Consider the following 16269-nt stretch of genomic DNA (forward strand, 5'->3'; position numbering starts at 1 on the left):
GCGGGCAGGTCGTTATCGCGTGAAACGTTGTGCCGGCGCGAACGGCGCACCGGTATCGCTTTCGCCGCGGCGGAACACCCAGCGTTCGGCCGGCACGCCGGCGACGGCGGCGGCCGCATTCGGCGCGCGCACCGCGACGAAGCTCGCTTCGCAGCCAACCGCGATGCCGTAGCCGGCCTTGCCGATCGCGCGCGCGCCGGCATGCGTCGCCATGTCGAGCGCGATGGCGAGCGCGTCGTCGGTGTAGAAACCCGAGCGGTAGCCGACCATCATCGCGCGCTGCAGCATGTCGCCGTTGCCGTACGGCCACCACGCATCGCGAATGTTGTCGTTGCCGGCGAACACGTGCACGCCCGCGTCGCGCAGCTGCCGCACCGGCGGGAATGCGCAGTCGCCCGGCGCATTGGTCAGGATCGACACGCCGGCGCCGGCGAGTGCCGCGGCCGCACGCTCGACCTCGCCTTGATCGACCTGGCCGAGCGCATACGCGTGGCTCACGTTCACGCGGCCACCGAGGCCCGCCGCGCGCGTGCGCGCCGCGATCAGCAACAGTTGCGCGATGCCGGTCTCGCCCGGTTCGTGCAGGTGGATGTCGATCTTCGCGCCGCGCTTCTCGGCGATGCCGAATACGATGTCGAGTTGGCCGTCCGCGTCGCCGTCGAGCGTCGTCGGGTCGATCCCGCCGACCACGTCGGCGCCCTCGCGCACGGCCGCATCGAGGATCTCGGCGGTGCCCGGGCACGTCACCACGCCGGCCTGCGGGAACGCGACCAGTTCGATGTCGACGACCCCGCGCCATTGTTCGCGCGCGGCCATCACGGCGTGCAGGTTCGACAGGCCGGTCGTCGCGTCGACGTCGACATGGCTGCGCATCGCGATCGTGCCGAACGCGGCGGCCTGCGCGATCAGCGCATTCGCGCGCTCGACGATCGGCGGAGCGGCCGCGAGCTGGCGCTTCTCGACCGCGAGCCGTTCGCGCAGCGAGCCGACCGGTTCGTGTGGCACCCAGCGGTCGCCGACGAAGCTCTTGTCGAGATGGATGTGGCCGTCGACGAAGCCGGGCAGCACGACGCGCCCGCCGAGGTCGATCGTTTCCGCACCGGGCGTGGCGGTGCAATCGGCCCCGATCGCGACGAAGCGGCCGTCATGGACGGCGAGGTTGACGGGCTGGCCGCCGGCATCGAAGGCGTTGGTGAAGAAGCGATCGGTCATGACTCGGAACGTGTGGGGCGGTCGCTGCGCGACGCAGGCTCGGATGGCCGAAAGAACCGCGGCCGGCACGGCCCGGCCGTTGGCAGGGAATGCGGTCACGATATCGGACGCGATGGCCAGTGGCCAATTAAATGTCGCGATGCCGCGCATTCGATTTCGCGATATACGGACGGGCCGCCCCGTCGCGCCTGGCGCGGCGATCGGGTGCGATCGCCGGGACGGTGCCCGCATTGCCGACAAGCGTGCCTCGGCACGGTCGCGGCGGGGCGTAGCGCGCCGCCTCGCCCGGCCGCGATTTGCGCGGCAACAGACTTTACACGTTGTTACCCGGCCGCACCGGACGCGCATCCGCCCTTTCCTTATACTCACGCCGAGTTCGCCACCCGTCCGGGAATTCGTCGGCGAACACGTTGCCGATGCAGGAAACATCATGATGCGCATGCCTTCCACGAAGACCGTTCTGTTCGCCTCGCTCGTCGCCGTGGCGGCGCTTCCGCTGACCGCCTGTGTCGCGCCGGGATACTACGGCGCGCAACCGGGCTATCCGCAGCAACAGTACGCGACGCCCGGTTACGCGCAGCCCGCGTATTCGCAACCCGGCTACGTGCAGTCGCAGCAGCCGGCGTATCCGAGCCAGGCCCCGCAGTACGACCAATACGGCAACCCGCAGCCTTACGCCGGGCAATACGGCAACGGCTACGGCACGCAATACGGCACCGTCACGAACATCCAGCCGGTCAGCGGCTCGATCGGCACGTCGGGCGTCGCCGGCACCGTCGTCGGTGCGCTGGTCGGCGGCCTGGTGGGCAACCAGTTCGGCCGCGGCCACGGCCGCGATGCTGCCACCGTGATCGGCGCGCTCGGCGGCGCCGTCGCCGGCAACCAGATCGGCCAGCAGATGGGCGCGGCCCAACCGCCGAGCAGCTACCGGATCGACGTGCAGGTCAGCGACGGCTCGACGCGCTCGTTCGACGTGCAGTCGCCAGGCAACCTGCGCCCGGGCGATCGCGTCCAGATCAACGGCAATCAGCTGTCGCGTTATTGATTTGGGTCGCGTGCACCTGAGCTGATCGGGTGCATCGCGGACACCTCACGTCGCGTCTGCATTTCGCGCGTCCGACGCCGTGCGCCGCTTCGGCGCAACGCACGGGCGCGCATTGCTTCATCCCCGCTCCTTCCATCAGCGCGGCACGCTTGTCGCGTACGGCACTGCGCCGTCACGCGCCTCACGTCGCGCACAGGCCGCGGTCGGGCTCGCATCGAACGCAGCGGCCGGCATGTCCGCATTCGGTTCGTTTCCGCTCGCATCCCTTCGACGCCGAGTGCGCGATTGCCCGCAGACATCGCGAACGCTCATCGATTCTCCACGCGTCATCTCCATCGCCCTTCGCGCATCGGCGCCCTTCATCACGCGTGCCGATCGGGCACGCCGATCGGGCAAACGAGTGCATGCGTTTCCGCTTAGCATTGTCGATGCCCTGCCGCGCATCGCGCCGCAGATTCCGATGTCACGGCACACCAACGACAATCCCGACCGATGATCACGATCCGCCTGCTCGACGCCGCCGACGCGGCGCAATTCCAGTCCGTCCGCCTCCGCGCGGTCGACACGTCGCCGACCTCGTTCCTGCCGACCCGCGACGAAGAAGCACGCGTCCCGGTCGACGAATTCGCGACGCGCATCACCCCAACCCACGAGCGCGCCGTGTTCGGCGCGTTCGACGACGCAACGCTCGTCGGCATCACGGGCGTGCGCCGCGATGCGCGTGCCAAGGTCGCGCACAAGGCGACGATCTGGGGCGTGTTCGTCGACCCCGCGTATCGCGGGCGCGGCATCGCGCAATCGCTGCTCGACAACGCGACCGCGCACGCAGCGCAAGCGTGGCAGTGCATGCAACTGGTCCTGTGCGTGAATGAAATCAACGGCGCCGCGGAACGGGTGTACGCGTCGCGGGGGTTCGTCCGGTTCGGCACGGAACCGCGTTCGCTGTTCGTCGACGGCCGCTTCTACGACGAACACCACATGGTCAAAACGCTGGCATGACGCGTCGCGTTCGCGCGCCCTTGGCCGGTCGCACGCGAACGCCCCTCCACGTCGTTACGTCATCGCTTGTCGATGATCGTCGTGTTGACAGCCTGCCCGGCGATCGTCACGTTCGTCAGGTCAACCGCCGCGTTGGGCACGGTGCCGGCAGCCAATGCTCGTGTGGCCGCGAGCGGTCCGCCGAGCACAGCGCCGCCTGCGAGTGCGCTGGTCCAGCCGATGAAATCGCGGCACGACACCTCTGCTGCGGCGAAGGCGATCGGACGGACGAAGGCGAACGGCAGCGGTTTGCGGCCATGGGCATTCCTTCAATGGTTGGGGTATCGACACGCCAGGCGGCGGACCTCCATTCATACGTCGTCGCACCACACGGCAAAGCCTCGCCGTGATCGAAATCGAGGATGCATCTGTCGCTTACCTCGTTTCAAAGCTGCCTTCGCCGGAATGTGTGCGCACACTCACTTCTCAGTGACAGAGAAAAGACATATGTTGTCGTATCTTTATGCGCAGAAACTCGATGTCTGATGGATACGCGGTCAGGCCCGAATCGACCGCGCGCATGGAATATGACAAGCTCTCGGAGGCATCACCCGTCCATGCAAACCCGTCACAGGAGCCTCAATTGCAGACCCGCCACGGAGTCGACCTCATCCGCGCCCGCGCGCTGTTCAATCGCGAGCGCCGTGCATTCACCGAAGCCATGCCGATCTCCCGCGCGTTGTCCGCGGAAGCGTCCGAGCATTTGCTGTTCGGCGTGCCGTTGCACTGGATGCAGGACTGGTCGACGCCGTTCTCGCTGGTCGTGAAGGAGGCGCGCGGCGCGACGTTCACCGACGTCGACGGTCATCGCTACGCGGACTTCTGTCTCGGCGACACCGGCGCGATGTTCGGCCATGCGCCCGAGCCGGTCGCGCGTGCACTTGCCGAACAGGCGACGCGCGGCTACACGACGATGCTGCCGAGCGAGGACGCCGCGTGGGTCTCGCGCGAACTCGCGCGCCGCTTCAAGCTACCCGTCTGGCAATTCGCGTTGAGCGCGAGCGACGCGAACCGCTTCGTGCTGCGCTGGGCGCGCGCGGCCACCGGCCGCAACACGATCGTCGTGTTCAACGGCTGCTATCACGGCACGGTCGACGACGTGTTCGTCGACCTCGTGGACGGCCGCCCGGTGCAGCGCGACAGCCTGCTCGGGCAGTCCTACGATCTGCTCGCGAACACGCGCGTCGTCGAGTTCAACGATCTCGACGCGCTCGAAGCGGCGCTGAAGGACGGCGACGTCGCGTGCGTGCTCGCCGAGCCGGCGATGACGAACATCGGGATGGTGCTGCCCGATCCGGGCTTCTGGGAAGCCGCACGCGCACTGACGCGCCGCTACGGCACGCTGCTCGTGATCGACGAAACGCACACGATCAGCAGCGGCCCCGGCGGCTACGCGGCCGCGCACGGCCTCGAACCGGACGCGCTGGTGGTCGGCAAGCCGATCGCGGGCGGCGTGCCGTGCGCGGTCTACGGGTTCAGCGCCGAATTCGCGGAGCGCGCGAAAGAGGCGAAGCTGAACGCGCCGCCCGGCCATTCCGGGATCGGCACGACGCTCACCGCGAATATGCTGGCCATGCACGCGATGCGCGCGACGCTCGCCGAAGTCGCGACCGATGCCGCGTATGCGCACATGTTCGAACTGGCCGCGCGGCTCGCGACCGGGCTCGAACGGGCAATCGCGAAACACGGGCTGCCATGGTGCGTGACGCGCATCGGCGCGCGCACCGAGTTCCAGTTCACGCCCGTGCCGCCGCGCAACGGCACGATTGCGGGCGAACAGCTCGACAGCGAGCTCGAGCACATCGTGCATCTGTACCTGCTGAACCGCGGCGTGCTGATCACGCCGTTCCACAACATGATGCTCGTATGCCCGCAGACGACGACCGACGACGTCGATACGCTCGTCGCGCGGTTCGACGCATGCCTGGGCGAACTGGCGTGACGTGATGCGGCGGCCGTTCGGCTCGCCCGCAGCGGCAAGCCGAACGCACGCCCGGCGCTACTTCGGCAAATCCGTCGGATCGACCTGCGTGCCGGGCACGCCTGCGGTGCGCGCGCTCGCTGCAAGCTCGTCGCGCAGCGCCGCACGCGGATCGCCGCCGCCGACCCGCTGCCCCGACGCGGCGGCGCCATCGAGCGCCGGCAGGATGTAGCCGTTCACCATCCGCCGGAACAGCTTCACGTTCTCCGCGTCGCGCAGGCCGCCGTCCACCGGCAGCACGCCGGTCATCACGATCACCGTGTTGCGCTTCGGCAGCACCGTGATGAATTGCCCCTTGAAGCCCATCGCGTCGAATTCGGGCTCGCGCTCGACGATGTTGTTGATCCACCAGTAGTAGCCGAAATGCGGCGACACGCGCGGCGACGTCATCTGCGCGATCCACGCCTGCGGCACGACCTGGCGCCCCTGCCAGCGCCCGCCGTCGAGCACGAGCATGCCGATCTTCGCCATGTCGACCGCGCGCAGCCGCAGCCCCCAGCCGGCCGATACGAGCCCCGTGCGGTCCGCGCGCTCCCATGCGGCGCGCTTCATGTCGAGCGGGCCGAACAGGTGCGCCTGCGCATAGCGCTCGACGGGCTCGCCGGCCGCCGCGCTCAACATCGCCGATGCGAGGATCGGATTCACGTCGGTGTACTCGAACGCGGCGCCGGGCGCTACCTTCGGCGCGGCCGACGCGGCGAGCTTCAGCCGGTCCGGCGCGGTGTAGTAGATCGGATCGTCCTTCGGGCTGAAGTCGTAATGCAGGCCGCTCGACATCGACAGCACGTGCTTCAGCTCGATGTCGCGCTTGTCCGCGAGCGCGTCGCCGAGATCGGGGCGCCACGCGGTGAGCCGCGCGGCCACCGGCTCGTCGAGATGCACGGCACCGCGATCGACCAGGATGCCCGCGACGAGCGACGTCACGGCCTTCGTCACCGAATACAGCTCGTAGGTCGAATCGCGCGACGCGTTCGCACCGTAGCGCTCGAAGATCAGCTTGCCGTCCTTCACGACGAGCAGGCTGTACACGTCGAGCTTCTGCTCGCGGATCCAGCGCGACAGCTCGACGAGCTTGCGCGAATCCACGCCGACGTCTTCCGGCGCAGCCGCCGCGATGCCGGTTTCATGCAGCGGCGGCAGCGCATCGGCCGCGTGCGCCACGGATAGCACCGGCGCCGACGCCAGCGCGCCGCCGCCGATCAGCAGCGCCGCAACCCGCGCGAGCAGCCGTCGCATGAAAGGCGCCGCCGGGCGCCGCCCATCGCGACGCCACATGGACAAACGGTCAATGAAATTTGCAATCCTCATCAAATCTCCGGCGCATCGTTGAACGCGGCGGCGGTCCCGGGCACGCCTTTCGTGCGACGGCTGCGCGCGAGTTCGTCGCGCAGCGCCTGCGTGGTTTCCGCGCGCTCGACCGGCGGCTGCGCGGGCGCAAGCGCCGGCAGGATGTAGTCGCCGACCATCCGCCGATACAGGTTCAGATAGGTCGCGTCGCGCAAGCCGCCGTCGGTCGGCAGCAGGCTCGTCATCACGATGACCGCACGCTGCGCGGGCAGCACCGTGATGAACTGCCCCTTGAAGCCCATCGCGCCGAATTCCGGCGTGCCGTGTTCGACGACGTGGCTGATCCAGCAGTAATAGCCGTAGTCGGCCGCGGCCGGCGACGGCGTGGTCATTTGCCGGACCCAGCCGGCCGGCACGACCTGCTTGCCGTTCCAGCGGCCGTTGTCGAGCAGCAGCATGCCGATCTTCGCCATGTCGACGGCGCGCAGCCGCAGGCCCCAGCCGCCCGCCACCGCGCCGGTGCCGTCGGCGCCGCTCCAGCGGTAATGCGCGAAGCCGAGCGGCTCGAACAGCCGCTTGCGCGCGAAGTCGTCCTCGCGCTCCCGCGCGGCGATCGACACGGCGGTGCCGACCAGCACCGGGTTCACGTCGATGTAGTCGAAATGCGCGCCGGGCGGCTGCGCGGCCCGGCTCGTCACCGCGACGCGCAACCGGTCGGGCGCGTCGTAGTACAGCGGATCGGTGCCTTCGCGCGTCGTGTAGCGCAAGCCGCTCGACATCGACATCAGATGCCGCAGCTCGATATCCTGCTTGTCCGCGAGTTCGCTCGCGAGATCGGGCCGCGCGGCCGCGATCAGCGGCGCGACCTTGGTCGACGGGCCGAGCTTGCCCTCGCCGTCGAGGATGCCGGCGAGCAGCGCGGTGATCGTCTTCGTCACCGAATACAACTCGTAGTTGTTGTCGCGCGTGAGGCCGTCACCGTAGCGCTCGAACACGATCTTGCCGTCCTTCACGACGACGAGGCTGCGCACGTCCATCCGGTCGCGGCGCAGCCATTCGGACATCCGCACGAGCGGCGCGGAATCGACGCCGGCCGCTTCGGGCACGACGCTCGGCAGGTCCTGCGGCCCGCCGCCCGCGGCCAGCGCCGGGCCGCCGCACGACCCGGCGACGATCGCGGCGGCCGCGATGCCGCGCATTGCGTGGGAAATGCTCATGCTTGCTCCTGTGGAAATGCGCATCCGCCGTTGTCGGCGGAGCGTCACATCAAATTGCCGTGAAGTCAGTCGAGACACGGTTTGCCGGCCGGCAGGAACTGCCCGCGCCCCGGCTCTGCGGCGAGCAGCCGGCCATCCTCGACGAGCAGTTCGCCGCGCGACAGGCAATGACGCGGCCAGCCCGTCACCTCGATCCCTTCATAAGGCGTGTAGTCGACAGCATGATGCAGCGACGCATTCGCGATCCGCACGCGCTTGTCCGGGTCCCACACGACGATATCCGCATCGGCGCCGACCGCGATCGTCCCCTTGCGCGGATACAGCCCGTACAGCTTCGCGGGCCGCAGCGACGTCAGCTCGACGAACTGGTGCAGCGACAGGTGCCCCTTGCGCACGCCGTCGAACAGCAGCGGCAAGCGCGTCTCGAGCCCCGGAATTCCGTTCGGGATATGGTCGAACGACACGGCATGCCCACCCGGATGCTTGCCGCACGGATCGTCGTAGTTGAACGGCGCGTGATCGGACGAGAATACCGAGAACACGCCCTGCTTCAACGCCTTCCACACGGCCTGCTGGTTCGCCGGATCGCGCGGCGGCGGGCTGCACACGCACTTCGCGCCTTCGTACCCGTCGTGACCGCCATGGCCGAGATCGGCTGCCGTCAGGTACAGGTACTGCGGGCAGGTTTCGGCCAGGATCGGCAATCCGCGCGATTGCCCCCAGCGGATCTGCTCGATCGCCTCGGCACCCGACACATGCACGATCAGGATCGGCACGTCGACGAGTTCCGCGAACGCGATCGCGCGATGCGTCGCCTCGCGCTCGACCACCGCCGGCCGCGCATGCGCGTGGAAATGCGGCGCGACGTGGCCGTCGCCGAGCAGCCGCTCGGTCAGCCAGCCGATGCAGTCCGAGTTCTCCGCATGCACCATCACGAGCGCGCCGTGCTCGCGCGCGACCGACAGCACGTCGAGCATCTGCCGGTCGTTCAGCTTCAGGTCGTCGTAGGTCATGTACACCTTGAACGACGTGTAGCCGTTCGCGATCAGCCGCGGCAGTTCCTCGGCCAGCACGTGCGGCGTCGGATCGGCGACGATCAGGTGAAAGCCGTAGTCGATCAGCGCGCGCCCTTCCGCGCGCCGGTGATAGTCGTCGACGGCCGCCTGCAGCGACTGCCCCTTCGCCTGCGCGGCGAACGGCACCACGGTGGTCGTGCCGCCGCACAGCGCGGAGCGCGTGCCGGACAGGAAGTCGTCGGCCATCTTCAGCCCGTCGGGCATCGGCTGGTCGAGATGGCAATGCGCATCGACGCCGCCCGGCATCACCAGCATCCCGGTCGCGTCGAGCTCGCGCGGCGCGCGCGGGAGCCCGTGGCCGAGCATGGCCACGCGCCCCGCGCGGATGCCGATGTCGCACGAGAACCGGTCCGCCGCCGTCACGACGTCCGCGTGACGGATCACGAAATCGAGATCGTTCGACATGGCGCGCGCCTCAGATCACGTCGCTGAAGAGACGCCCCCAGCCCTTCACCTGCCGCGTGTCGTAGTCGGCGAGCTGCAGCGACTTCCACACGACGGTCGAGATCGTGTCGTAGATCGGAATGCCCGTCTCTTCCTCGAGCGCCGGCACCAGGTGCGCGGCGTTCAGGTTCGTGCAGAAGATCGAGATCGCGCGCGGGCCGGCCTTCGCGACTTCGCGCACCATCCCGCCGATCTGGTCGCCGGTCACTTCGGAGAACGAGAAATTGACCTTGAGATTCAGGTGGCGCTCGGCGATGCAGTTCAGCCCCGAGCGGCGGTAGTTGTCGACGATCTTCGTCTGCACGTCGTCGAGGTACGGCGTAACGAGGCCGAACTCGTGCGCGTGGGTCTTCTTCAGGATCTCGTTGAGCGCGAGCACGGAGGTCGTGGCGGGAATCCCCGTCGCCTCGGTGATGCGCTGGCACAGCCGCTCGTCGGCCTCGAAGCCGAGCCAGCCGGACGACGTGCCGTTCCACGCGATCACGTCGACCTTCGCGTCGGCGAGCAGCATCGCGGCCTGGATGATCTTGTCGTCGTCGAACTGGCCGAGCGCCTGGCCCGTCAGCGAGATCTCGGTGACCGGGAAGCGCGCGAAGTGCGCGGACACGCCCGGCAGGCCGGCGACCATCGCGCTCGTCAGCGGTTCGAGCGACGTGTTGGACGACGGGGTGAGCATGCCGAGCAGGGTACGTTTCTTCATGATGGATTTCTCTCTACCAGTGAATGCAGTCGATGCAGTGAAAGTGGTCGGTCAGACCGGGAGCTTGTTTTCGTAGTCGATCGCGCTGGAGCACACGAGCAGGCCGACGCCGGCCGCCGCGAACACCATCAGCGCAAGGAAATAGGAACCGGTGAACTGCACGATCGTGCCGACGACGATCGGCACGGTGATGCCGCCGATGTTGCCGCCGAGGTTCATGAAGCCGCCGAGGAAGCCGATCTTGTTGCGCGTGCCGAGCGACGACGGAATGCACCAGTACAGCCCGCACCAACGCAGGAAGAACAGGGTCGACGACAGCAGCGCGACGCACACGACCGGGCTCTTCACGTAGGCGACGGAAAAGATCGACACGGTCGCGATCACGGCCGCGATGCCGAACAGCGTGCGCATCACGACGTTCGGACGGCCGCCCGCGGCCTTCCACTTGTCGGCGATCCAGCCGCCGAGCAGCTCGCCGACGAAGCCGCAGAAAAAGATGATGAAGGTCGAGCCGCCCATCTGCTTGATGTCGAAGCCGTGCACCTTGTGCAGGTAGTTCGGCATCCACGTGAGCAGCCCGTAGAACACGCTGTTGAAGCACATCCAGCCGAAGAACATGCACCACACCGAGCGGTACTTGAAGAAATCGCGCGAGCGGCCCGACGCATTGGCCGGCTCGGCCGCGAGATCACTCGCGTGCGACGCCTCGATGTAGTCGGCTTCGAGATCGTTGACGCCCGGATGCTCGCGCGGCGTATTGCGGATGTAGTACCACGCGAGGAAACCGGCCAGCACGGTGCCGACACCGGCGACCGCAAACGCGAGCCGCCACGAGCCGAGCAGCGCGATCAGCCCGGCGATCAGTACCGCGCCCAGGGCCGCGCCGAGCGGCGCGCCGCCGTCGAGCAGCGTGGCGCCGCGACCGCGCTCGGTCTGCGTCATCCAGATCGCGTTGAGCTTGCCGCCGGCCGGATAGATCGGCGCTTCGGACGCGCCGAGGCCGAGGCGCGTGAGCAACAGCGACGGCGCGTTCGTGCACAGCGCGGCGATCGCCTGGAAGAAGCCCCAGAACACGGTTGCCGTCGCGATCACGATGCGCGGCTTGAACCGGTCGGCCAGCATCCCCCCCGGGATCTGCATCACCGCATAGGTCCAGAAGAACGAACTGAGGATCAGACCCTCCATCGCCGGCCCGATGTTGAACTCTTGCGAGATGTAAGGCATGGCGACGGACAGCGACGCGCGATCGACGTAGTTGATCGCGATGAGGCTCAGCATGACGACGAATATCTTCCAGCGGACGGCGGATTTGCCGACCGTCATGGCGGCGACACCGGAGGTTGAAGACATGGACGGACTCCAGGAGTGAACGAGGATGGTCAGGACGTCGCGCAACGTGGAGCCGAGTATAGGATTAGAAATTTATAATTACCGTTAGCGTAAACACTTGGTTTAATTGAATTTGTTGTATCACTAAGATGGTGCAGGGTAAGCCCCGATATCGTGATAAGCTTGCCCCATCATGAGCCAGACACCCCGCAATCCCCTGCTTCTGCGCACCCGCGGCATGGCCGCGGAGATCGCCGCGCGCCTGCGCGTGATGATCGACGAAGGCGAATTGCCGCCCGGCGCGCGGATCGACGAAAAGGAACTGAGCCTCGCGTTCGACGTGTCGAAAACGCCGCTGCGCGAAGCGCTGAAGGTCCTCGTCGCGGAGGGCGCCGTCACGCATCGCCAGTACATCGGCTATCGCGTCGCACCGATCGACGTCGACGATCTCGTATCGACGTTCGAGCTGCTGCACGGGCTCGAGGCGATGGCGGGAGAGTTGCTGCGCAAGCGCATCGCCGCGTCGACGCTCACCGCGTTGCAGGCGAAGCACCGGCGGATGGTGGAGTGCCACGAGGCCGGCAAGCGCGTCGAATATTTCCGGCTGAACCAGCAGATTCATCAGATGATCGTCGACGCGGCGGGCAACCCGGTGATGTCGGGCATCTATGCGTCGCTGATGTCGAAGGTGCACCGCGCACGCGGCGCCGCGAACGCGGACACGCTGCGCTGGGCCGAATCGCTGCACGAGCACGAAGCCATCATGGCCGCGCTCGCCGATCCCGACCACACGCAGCTGCCGCAGGTGCTGCGCAGCCATTCGGAGAACACCGCGCGCGAAGTGCTGGCGATCCTCGATCGCACGAGCACGGCCGACGCGCCGGGCAAGCGGGCGGCCGAAGCGTAAGCGCTTCGTGACAGCCGCCCTGTTCCGGCGGCCTGACGCCCGTTACACCGCCTTCAACGCGCGCCGCGCCACTTCCGCGAAATAGCGCGCACCGACCGGCCATCGGCACCACGCGCTCACGCGCGAGCTGTTCTTCGCGAACAACAACGTGAAGCGGTTCAAGACGCTGGTGAGCGTGAGCCGCGTGAAGGTCGGGCTCGAAGTGCCGGTGGAGATCGGCGAGTGACGATCGACGTCAGCGACGGTCGGCGGCCAATGAACCGAAAAACATCGCGACCTTGGCCTTGCTCGTCGCCTGCAATCGCGACATGAGCCCGTGATCGACTTGTCGCAGCCCGTAAGTCTCGCCGATGTCGCGCTGCATCCGGCACCACAGATGGCTCGCGATCTCCGCGTCGACCATCGCGCGGTGCGCACGGCCTGCCTTCGGCAGCCGCAGCATGTCGGCGAGGCTCGACAGCCGGTGACTTTGAGCGTGCGGGTAGATGCGCCGCGCGACGAGCATCGTGCACGCGAACGCATGCTCGGCCGCCATGCCGAGCATGCCGAGCTCGGCCTGCCAGAATCGCTTGTCGAAGCCGGCGTTGTGCGCGACGACGGGGTGGCTTCCGACGAATGCGGCGGCTTCCTTCATGACCTTCGACACCGGCGGCGCCGACGCAATCATCTCATTCGTGATTCCGGTGAGCGCGACGACGTCGGACGGAATGCGGCGCCCCGCGTTCATCAGGCTCTGGTAGCGGTCGACGATCTCGCCGTCGCGCAGAAGAATCACGGCGATCTCGGTCGCCCTGTCTCCCATGTTCGGGGAAAGCCCGGTTGTTTCGAAGTCGAGTACCGCAACGGTTTGCATGGTCGAATCAGAGGAAGGATACCTGGCGGGCAACGTCGATCAGGACGCGTCGCGCCGATGGAAAAGCGCCATAGTATCCCCGGATGCGGCGTCCGGCGGCAAACGCCATCGTCGTGCGCGGCGCATCGCCGCTTCCGTTCAGGCCGGCACGATCGCCACTTCCCCTGCAAAACGACGGTGAATGCACCGATGCACCCGCGCATCGGTACATTCACACGCCCGCTACGTCAGCGACAACTGAAGCTCGCCGCCGAGTTCACGTCGCCCGACCCGTTGTAGCGCGCGACCTGCGGATACGGACACAGCGGACGCGTGCGCCCCGCTCCCCACGACGTCGGCACGTCCGCATTCGGCACCGCGTTCGTCGTGTCGCGCGCCGCGGCGACGATCGCCTTGGGCGCCTGCCCCTGCTCGACCCACGCGACGAGCGGCGTCAGCATGTCGAACTGGTCGGCTGCCGGCCCGCCCGAGCAGTGGTTCATGCCCGGCACGGGATAGAAGCGCGCGAAGTCCGACGCGTCGCCGCCGTTCACCTGCGCGAGCCGCCCGTACCAGTCGCTCGTGTCGTTGTACGAGAAGACCGGGTCGCCGGTGCCGTGATAGACCAGCAGCTTCGCGCCGCGCGACTTCAGCGCGGACAGGTTGGTCTCGTCGGGCGGCGTCATGAACGACCACGCGGATTGCGTGTATGGGCCGTTCGTCGCGAAGATCGCCGGCGCGTCGTTGTCCATGTCGAAGCCGAGCGCGAAGCCGGCGAGGTTCGCGAGCGTCGCGGCGGTTTTCGGCGGCGTCATGAACGTGAACGCCATCGCGGCCGGGTCGAGCGTGATCGAATTCGACTGCTTCCACGCGGCCCAGCCGCCGCCGGCAATGCCCGGATCGTACGGAAAGCTCGCATAGAGCGCCGTGCCCGCGCTGTTGCGCGCGCCCGCGAACACGTTCTCGAGCGCGCTCTTCTGCGCGATCGTCAGGCAGGTGCCGGTACGCGTGCCGTTCGCGCAGGTCGGGATGTCCGTCTCGACGCTGAAATGCGCCTGGCATGCGGCGACGTCCTGCACCATCCCGTCGGCCGCGCCGTCGAGCGCATCGCACTTGTCGAGAATCGTCGCGCCGACGAACCGGCGCTCCGTGTCGGTGAAGCCGCTACGGATGTCCGGCAGCCCGTTCGAGCCGGTCGCCGACGCGATCTTCGCGAACTGCTGCGCGCCGTACATCTCGCCGATTGCCGCCTTCGGCAGATGGAAGCCCGGGTCGCCCGCGATGATGCCGTCGTAGTCGGCCGGGTTGCGCACAGCCGTGACCATCGCATGACGGCCGCCGTTCGAGCAGCCGCCGAAATAGCTGCGGTCGGGCGCCTTGCCGTATGCAAGCCGGATCACCTGCTTCGCCATCGGCGTGAGCGCGTCGACCGCGCCGTAGCCGTAGTCGATGCGCGCCTGCGGATCGACGCCGAACAGCGGGTTCTGCGCGGCGCTGTGCCCGGAATCCGAGCTGATCACCGCGAAGCCCATGTTCAGCGCGTCGGTCAGCGGTCCGCCGCCGCCGATCTCGCCGGTCGCGGTCACGACGTTGCCGTCGAGCCCGCCGTTCGCCTGGTAGAAGAAGCGGCCGTTCCACGCTTTCGGCAAGCGCATCTCGAAACCGATCGCATAGGTCTTGCCGTCGACCGCGCTCACGCGCTCGTTCATCTTCCCGTCGATCACGCAGTGCTCGGCGATCGGCTTGCCGGCCACCGTCAGCGCGCCGGCGGCCGCGGTCGTCACCGACGTGAACGACGTGTTCGCATACGACAGCTTCGCGGCAAGCGCGTCGCAGGTCTGCGTCATCGCGGCCGGCGTCGCGGCGCTCAGGTGCGTCGGCGTGGCGCTGACCGAATCGTCGCCGCCGCACCCGGCGAGCATGGTCGCCGCCGACAGCGGTGCAATGCAAAGGAATGCAGATTTTCTGTTCAAGATAGCTCCCGTTCGTCAGGCTGCCGGATCAGAACATGTGCCGCACGCCGACCATCGCGCCGAGCTGCCCCATCCCCGCGCCGGGCGTCGTGCCGGGCCCGCCGCCGCTGACCGCGTAGCGTGCATGCGCGCTGTTCCACAGATACGACGACTGCGCATAGACAGCCGTGCGCTTGGTCAGCAGATAGGTCGCGCGCAGCGTGGCCATCGTCGCGCGCGTGTCGTGCGCGCTGTTGACGATCCGGTAACCCTCGCCGTCGACGACGAAGTCGGGCTTGATCGCATACGACGCACCGACGAAGAACAGGTCCGAATGCGCGCCGGGCGCGGCCGGCGAACCGGTCGACACGCGCCGCCCGATCCAGCCCGCGCCGATCTTCGCGCCGGCCGCCTGCGCATAGGCGCTCACGTGCGTGCGCGCGTCCTTGCCGCCGCTGCTGGTGAAGGGGACGGGCGCCACGCCGTCGAAGAAATTCGCGGCCGCGCCGGTGCCGCCGCGCTGCTCCTCGTACGACGCCGCCGCACCGAAATACGCGCTGTCGTACTTGAGCATCACCGACCAGTTGCGGCACTGGACGGCATCACCCGGCACCTGCCCCGCGCACGTGCCCTGCCCCGGCGAGTTGCCGGTGCCGGCGCCGTCGCGGCCGAACGAATACGCGGCGCCGAGCGTCACGCCGCGATACGTCCCGACGTAGGTCACCGCGTTGTCGGCGCGGCCGTTCGGCACGTATGCGTCGAACGAGCCGAGCCCGTAGATGTCGGGGCCGATGATGTCCGCGCCCTGCAGCGCGAGATAGGTCATCGTGTACTGGCGGCCGAACGCGAGCGTGCCGAAGCCGCTCTTCAGCCCGACGAACGCCTGCCGCCCGAACAGCCTGCCGCCCTGCCCGAGATCGCCGCCGCGCACGTTGAAGCCGCTTTCGAGCGTGAATACCGCCTGGTAGCCGCCGCCGAGATCCTCGGTGCCGCGCAGGCCCCAGCGCGACGGCAGCTCGCCCGTCACGCCCGGCATGCGCACGACGTGGTCGCCGGCGGCGTTCGCGTGCGACACGAACTCGACGCCGGTGTCGATGATCCCGTACAGCGTCACGCTCGACTGCGCGTGCGCAACCGGCGCGGCCAGCGCGCAGCACGCGCCGGCGGCCAGCAGGCCGTTCCTTGTCTTCGTCTTCATTTCGTTGCGTCTCCAGACCTTGATGAATTGCGCGCTCTGTCGGCGCGCATG

14 protein-coding genes and 1 pseudogene are annotated in these 16269 nt (G+C 68.0%); 5 read left to right on the forward strand and 10 right to left on the reverse strand.

Annotated features, from left to right (window positions below; genetic code table 11):
* Positions 1-12: 12 nt before the first annotated feature.
* Complete coding sequence (locus tag DIE11_RS13620; RefSeq protein WP_124624573.1) at positions 13-1212, reverse strand: amidohydrolase family protein; 1200 nt, start codon at positions 1210-1212, stop codon at positions 13-15.
* A gap of 430 nt (positions 1213-1642) precedes the next feature.
* On the opposite strand from DIE11_RS13620, the gene DIE11_RS13625 reads away from it, so the two are divergent.
* The gene (locus tag DIE11_RS13625; protein ID WP_059604781.1) at positions 1643-2257 is read left to right on the forward strand and encodes a glycine zipper 2TM domain-containing protein; all 615 of its coding nucleotides are present in this window, start codon (positions 1643-1645) and stop codon (positions 2255-2257) included.
* Between the two features lie 492 nt (positions 2258-2749).
* Complete coding sequence (locus DIE11_RS13630; RefSeq protein WP_059604778.1) at positions 2750-3256, forward strand: GNAT family N-acetyltransferase; 507 nt, start codon at positions 2750-2752, stop codon at positions 3254-3256.
* A 59-nt stretch (positions 3257-3315) separates the two neighbouring features.
* Here DIE11_RS13630 and DIE11_RS13635 read toward each other — a convergent pair whose 3' ends face one another.
* Entirely contained in the window at positions 3316-3495 is a 180-nt protein-coding gene (locus DIE11_RS13635; protein WP_311767584.1) for a hypothetical protein, read from the reverse strand.
* Between the two features lie 383 nt (positions 3496-3878).
* Between DIE11_RS13635 and DIE11_RS13640 the strand changes: the two genes are divergently transcribed.
* Positions 3879-5237 carry an aspartate aminotransferase family protein gene (locus tag DIE11_RS13640; protein WP_124624576.1) on the forward strand — a complete coding sequence of 453 codons (1359 nt, stop codon included), beginning with the start codon at positions 3879-3881 and terminating at the stop codon, positions 5235-5237.
* Positions 5238-5294: 57 nt separating this feature from the next.
* On the opposite strand, the gene DIE11_RS13645 is transcribed toward DIE11_RS13640, so the two are convergent.
* The 5 genes from DIE11_RS13645 to DIE11_RS13665 form a co-directional block, all read right to left on the reverse strand.
* A complete protein-coding gene (locus DIE11_RS13645; protein ID WP_226115254.1) occupies positions 5295-6512 on the reverse strand; it encodes a serine hydrolase in 1218 nt (405 codons plus the stop codon).
* 71 nt (positions 6513-6583) lie between these two features.
* Complete coding sequence (locus DIE11_RS13650; protein ID WP_124624581.1) at positions 6584-7780, reverse strand: serine hydrolase; 1197 nt, start codon at positions 7778-7780, stop codon at positions 6584-6586.
* 65 nt (positions 7781-7845) lie between these two features.
* Entirely contained in the window at positions 7846-9261 is a 1416-nt protein-coding gene (gene hydA / locus DIE11_RS13655) for a dihydropyrimidinase (RefSeq protein ID WP_124624584.1), read from the reverse strand.
* Positions 9262-9271: 10 nt separating this feature from the next.
* Positions 9272-10000, reverse strand: a complete 729-nt coding sequence (locus tag DIE11_RS13660) for an aspartate/glutamate racemase family protein (RefSeq protein ID WP_059604763.1) — start codon at positions 9998-10000, stop codon at positions 9272-9274.
* 51 nt (positions 10001-10051) lie between these two features.
* Positions 10052-11350 (reverse strand): MFS transporter, encoded by a 1299-nt coding sequence (locus DIE11_RS13665; protein ID WP_124624587.1) that lies wholly within the window; start codon positions 11348-11350, stop codon positions 10052-10054.
* A 172-nt stretch (positions 11351-11522) separates the two neighbouring features.
* On the opposite strand from DIE11_RS13665, the gene DIE11_RS13670 reads away from it, so the two are divergent.
* Together DIE11_RS13670 and DIE11_RS36860 are read left to right on the forward strand one after the other, a co-directional pair.
* Entirely contained in the window at positions 11523-12236 is a 714-nt protein-coding gene (locus DIE11_RS13670) for a GntR family transcriptional regulator (RefSeq protein WP_124624590.1), read from the forward strand.
* A 103-nt stretch (positions 12237-12339) separates the two neighbouring features.
* Positions 12340-12462 (forward strand): annotated as a pseudogene (locus tag DIE11_RS36860) (AsnC family transcriptional regulator); the annotation flags it as partial.
* Positions 12463-12471: 9 nt separating this feature from the next.
* Here DIE11_RS36860 and DIE11_RS13680 read toward each other — a convergent pair.
* The 3 genes from DIE11_RS13680 to DIE11_RS13690 form a co-directional block, all read right to left on the reverse strand.
* Positions 12472-13089 (reverse strand): PolC-type DNA polymerase III, encoded by a 618-nt coding sequence (locus DIE11_RS13680; RefSeq protein WP_124624593.1) that lies wholly within the window; start codon positions 13087-13089, stop codon positions 12472-12474.
* 227 nt (positions 13090-13316) lie between these two features.
* Entirely contained in the window at positions 13317-15041 is a 1725-nt protein-coding gene (locus tag DIE11_RS13685; RefSeq protein WP_124624596.1) for a tannase/feruloyl esterase family alpha/beta hydrolase, read from the reverse strand.
* A 28-nt stretch (positions 15042-15069) separates the two neighbouring features.
* Positions 15070-16218, reverse strand: coding sequence for a porin (locus DIE11_RS13690; RefSeq protein WP_059604750.1), 1149 nt, complete (start codon positions 16216-16218; stop codon positions 15070-15072).
* Positions 16219-16269: the final 51 nt, after the last annotated feature.

The organism is Burkholderia sp. Bp9012 (assembly GCF_003853825.1).
Taxonomy (GTDB): domain Bacteria; phylum Pseudomonadota; class Gammaproteobacteria; order Burkholderiales; family Burkholderiaceae; genus Burkholderia; species Burkholderia diffusa.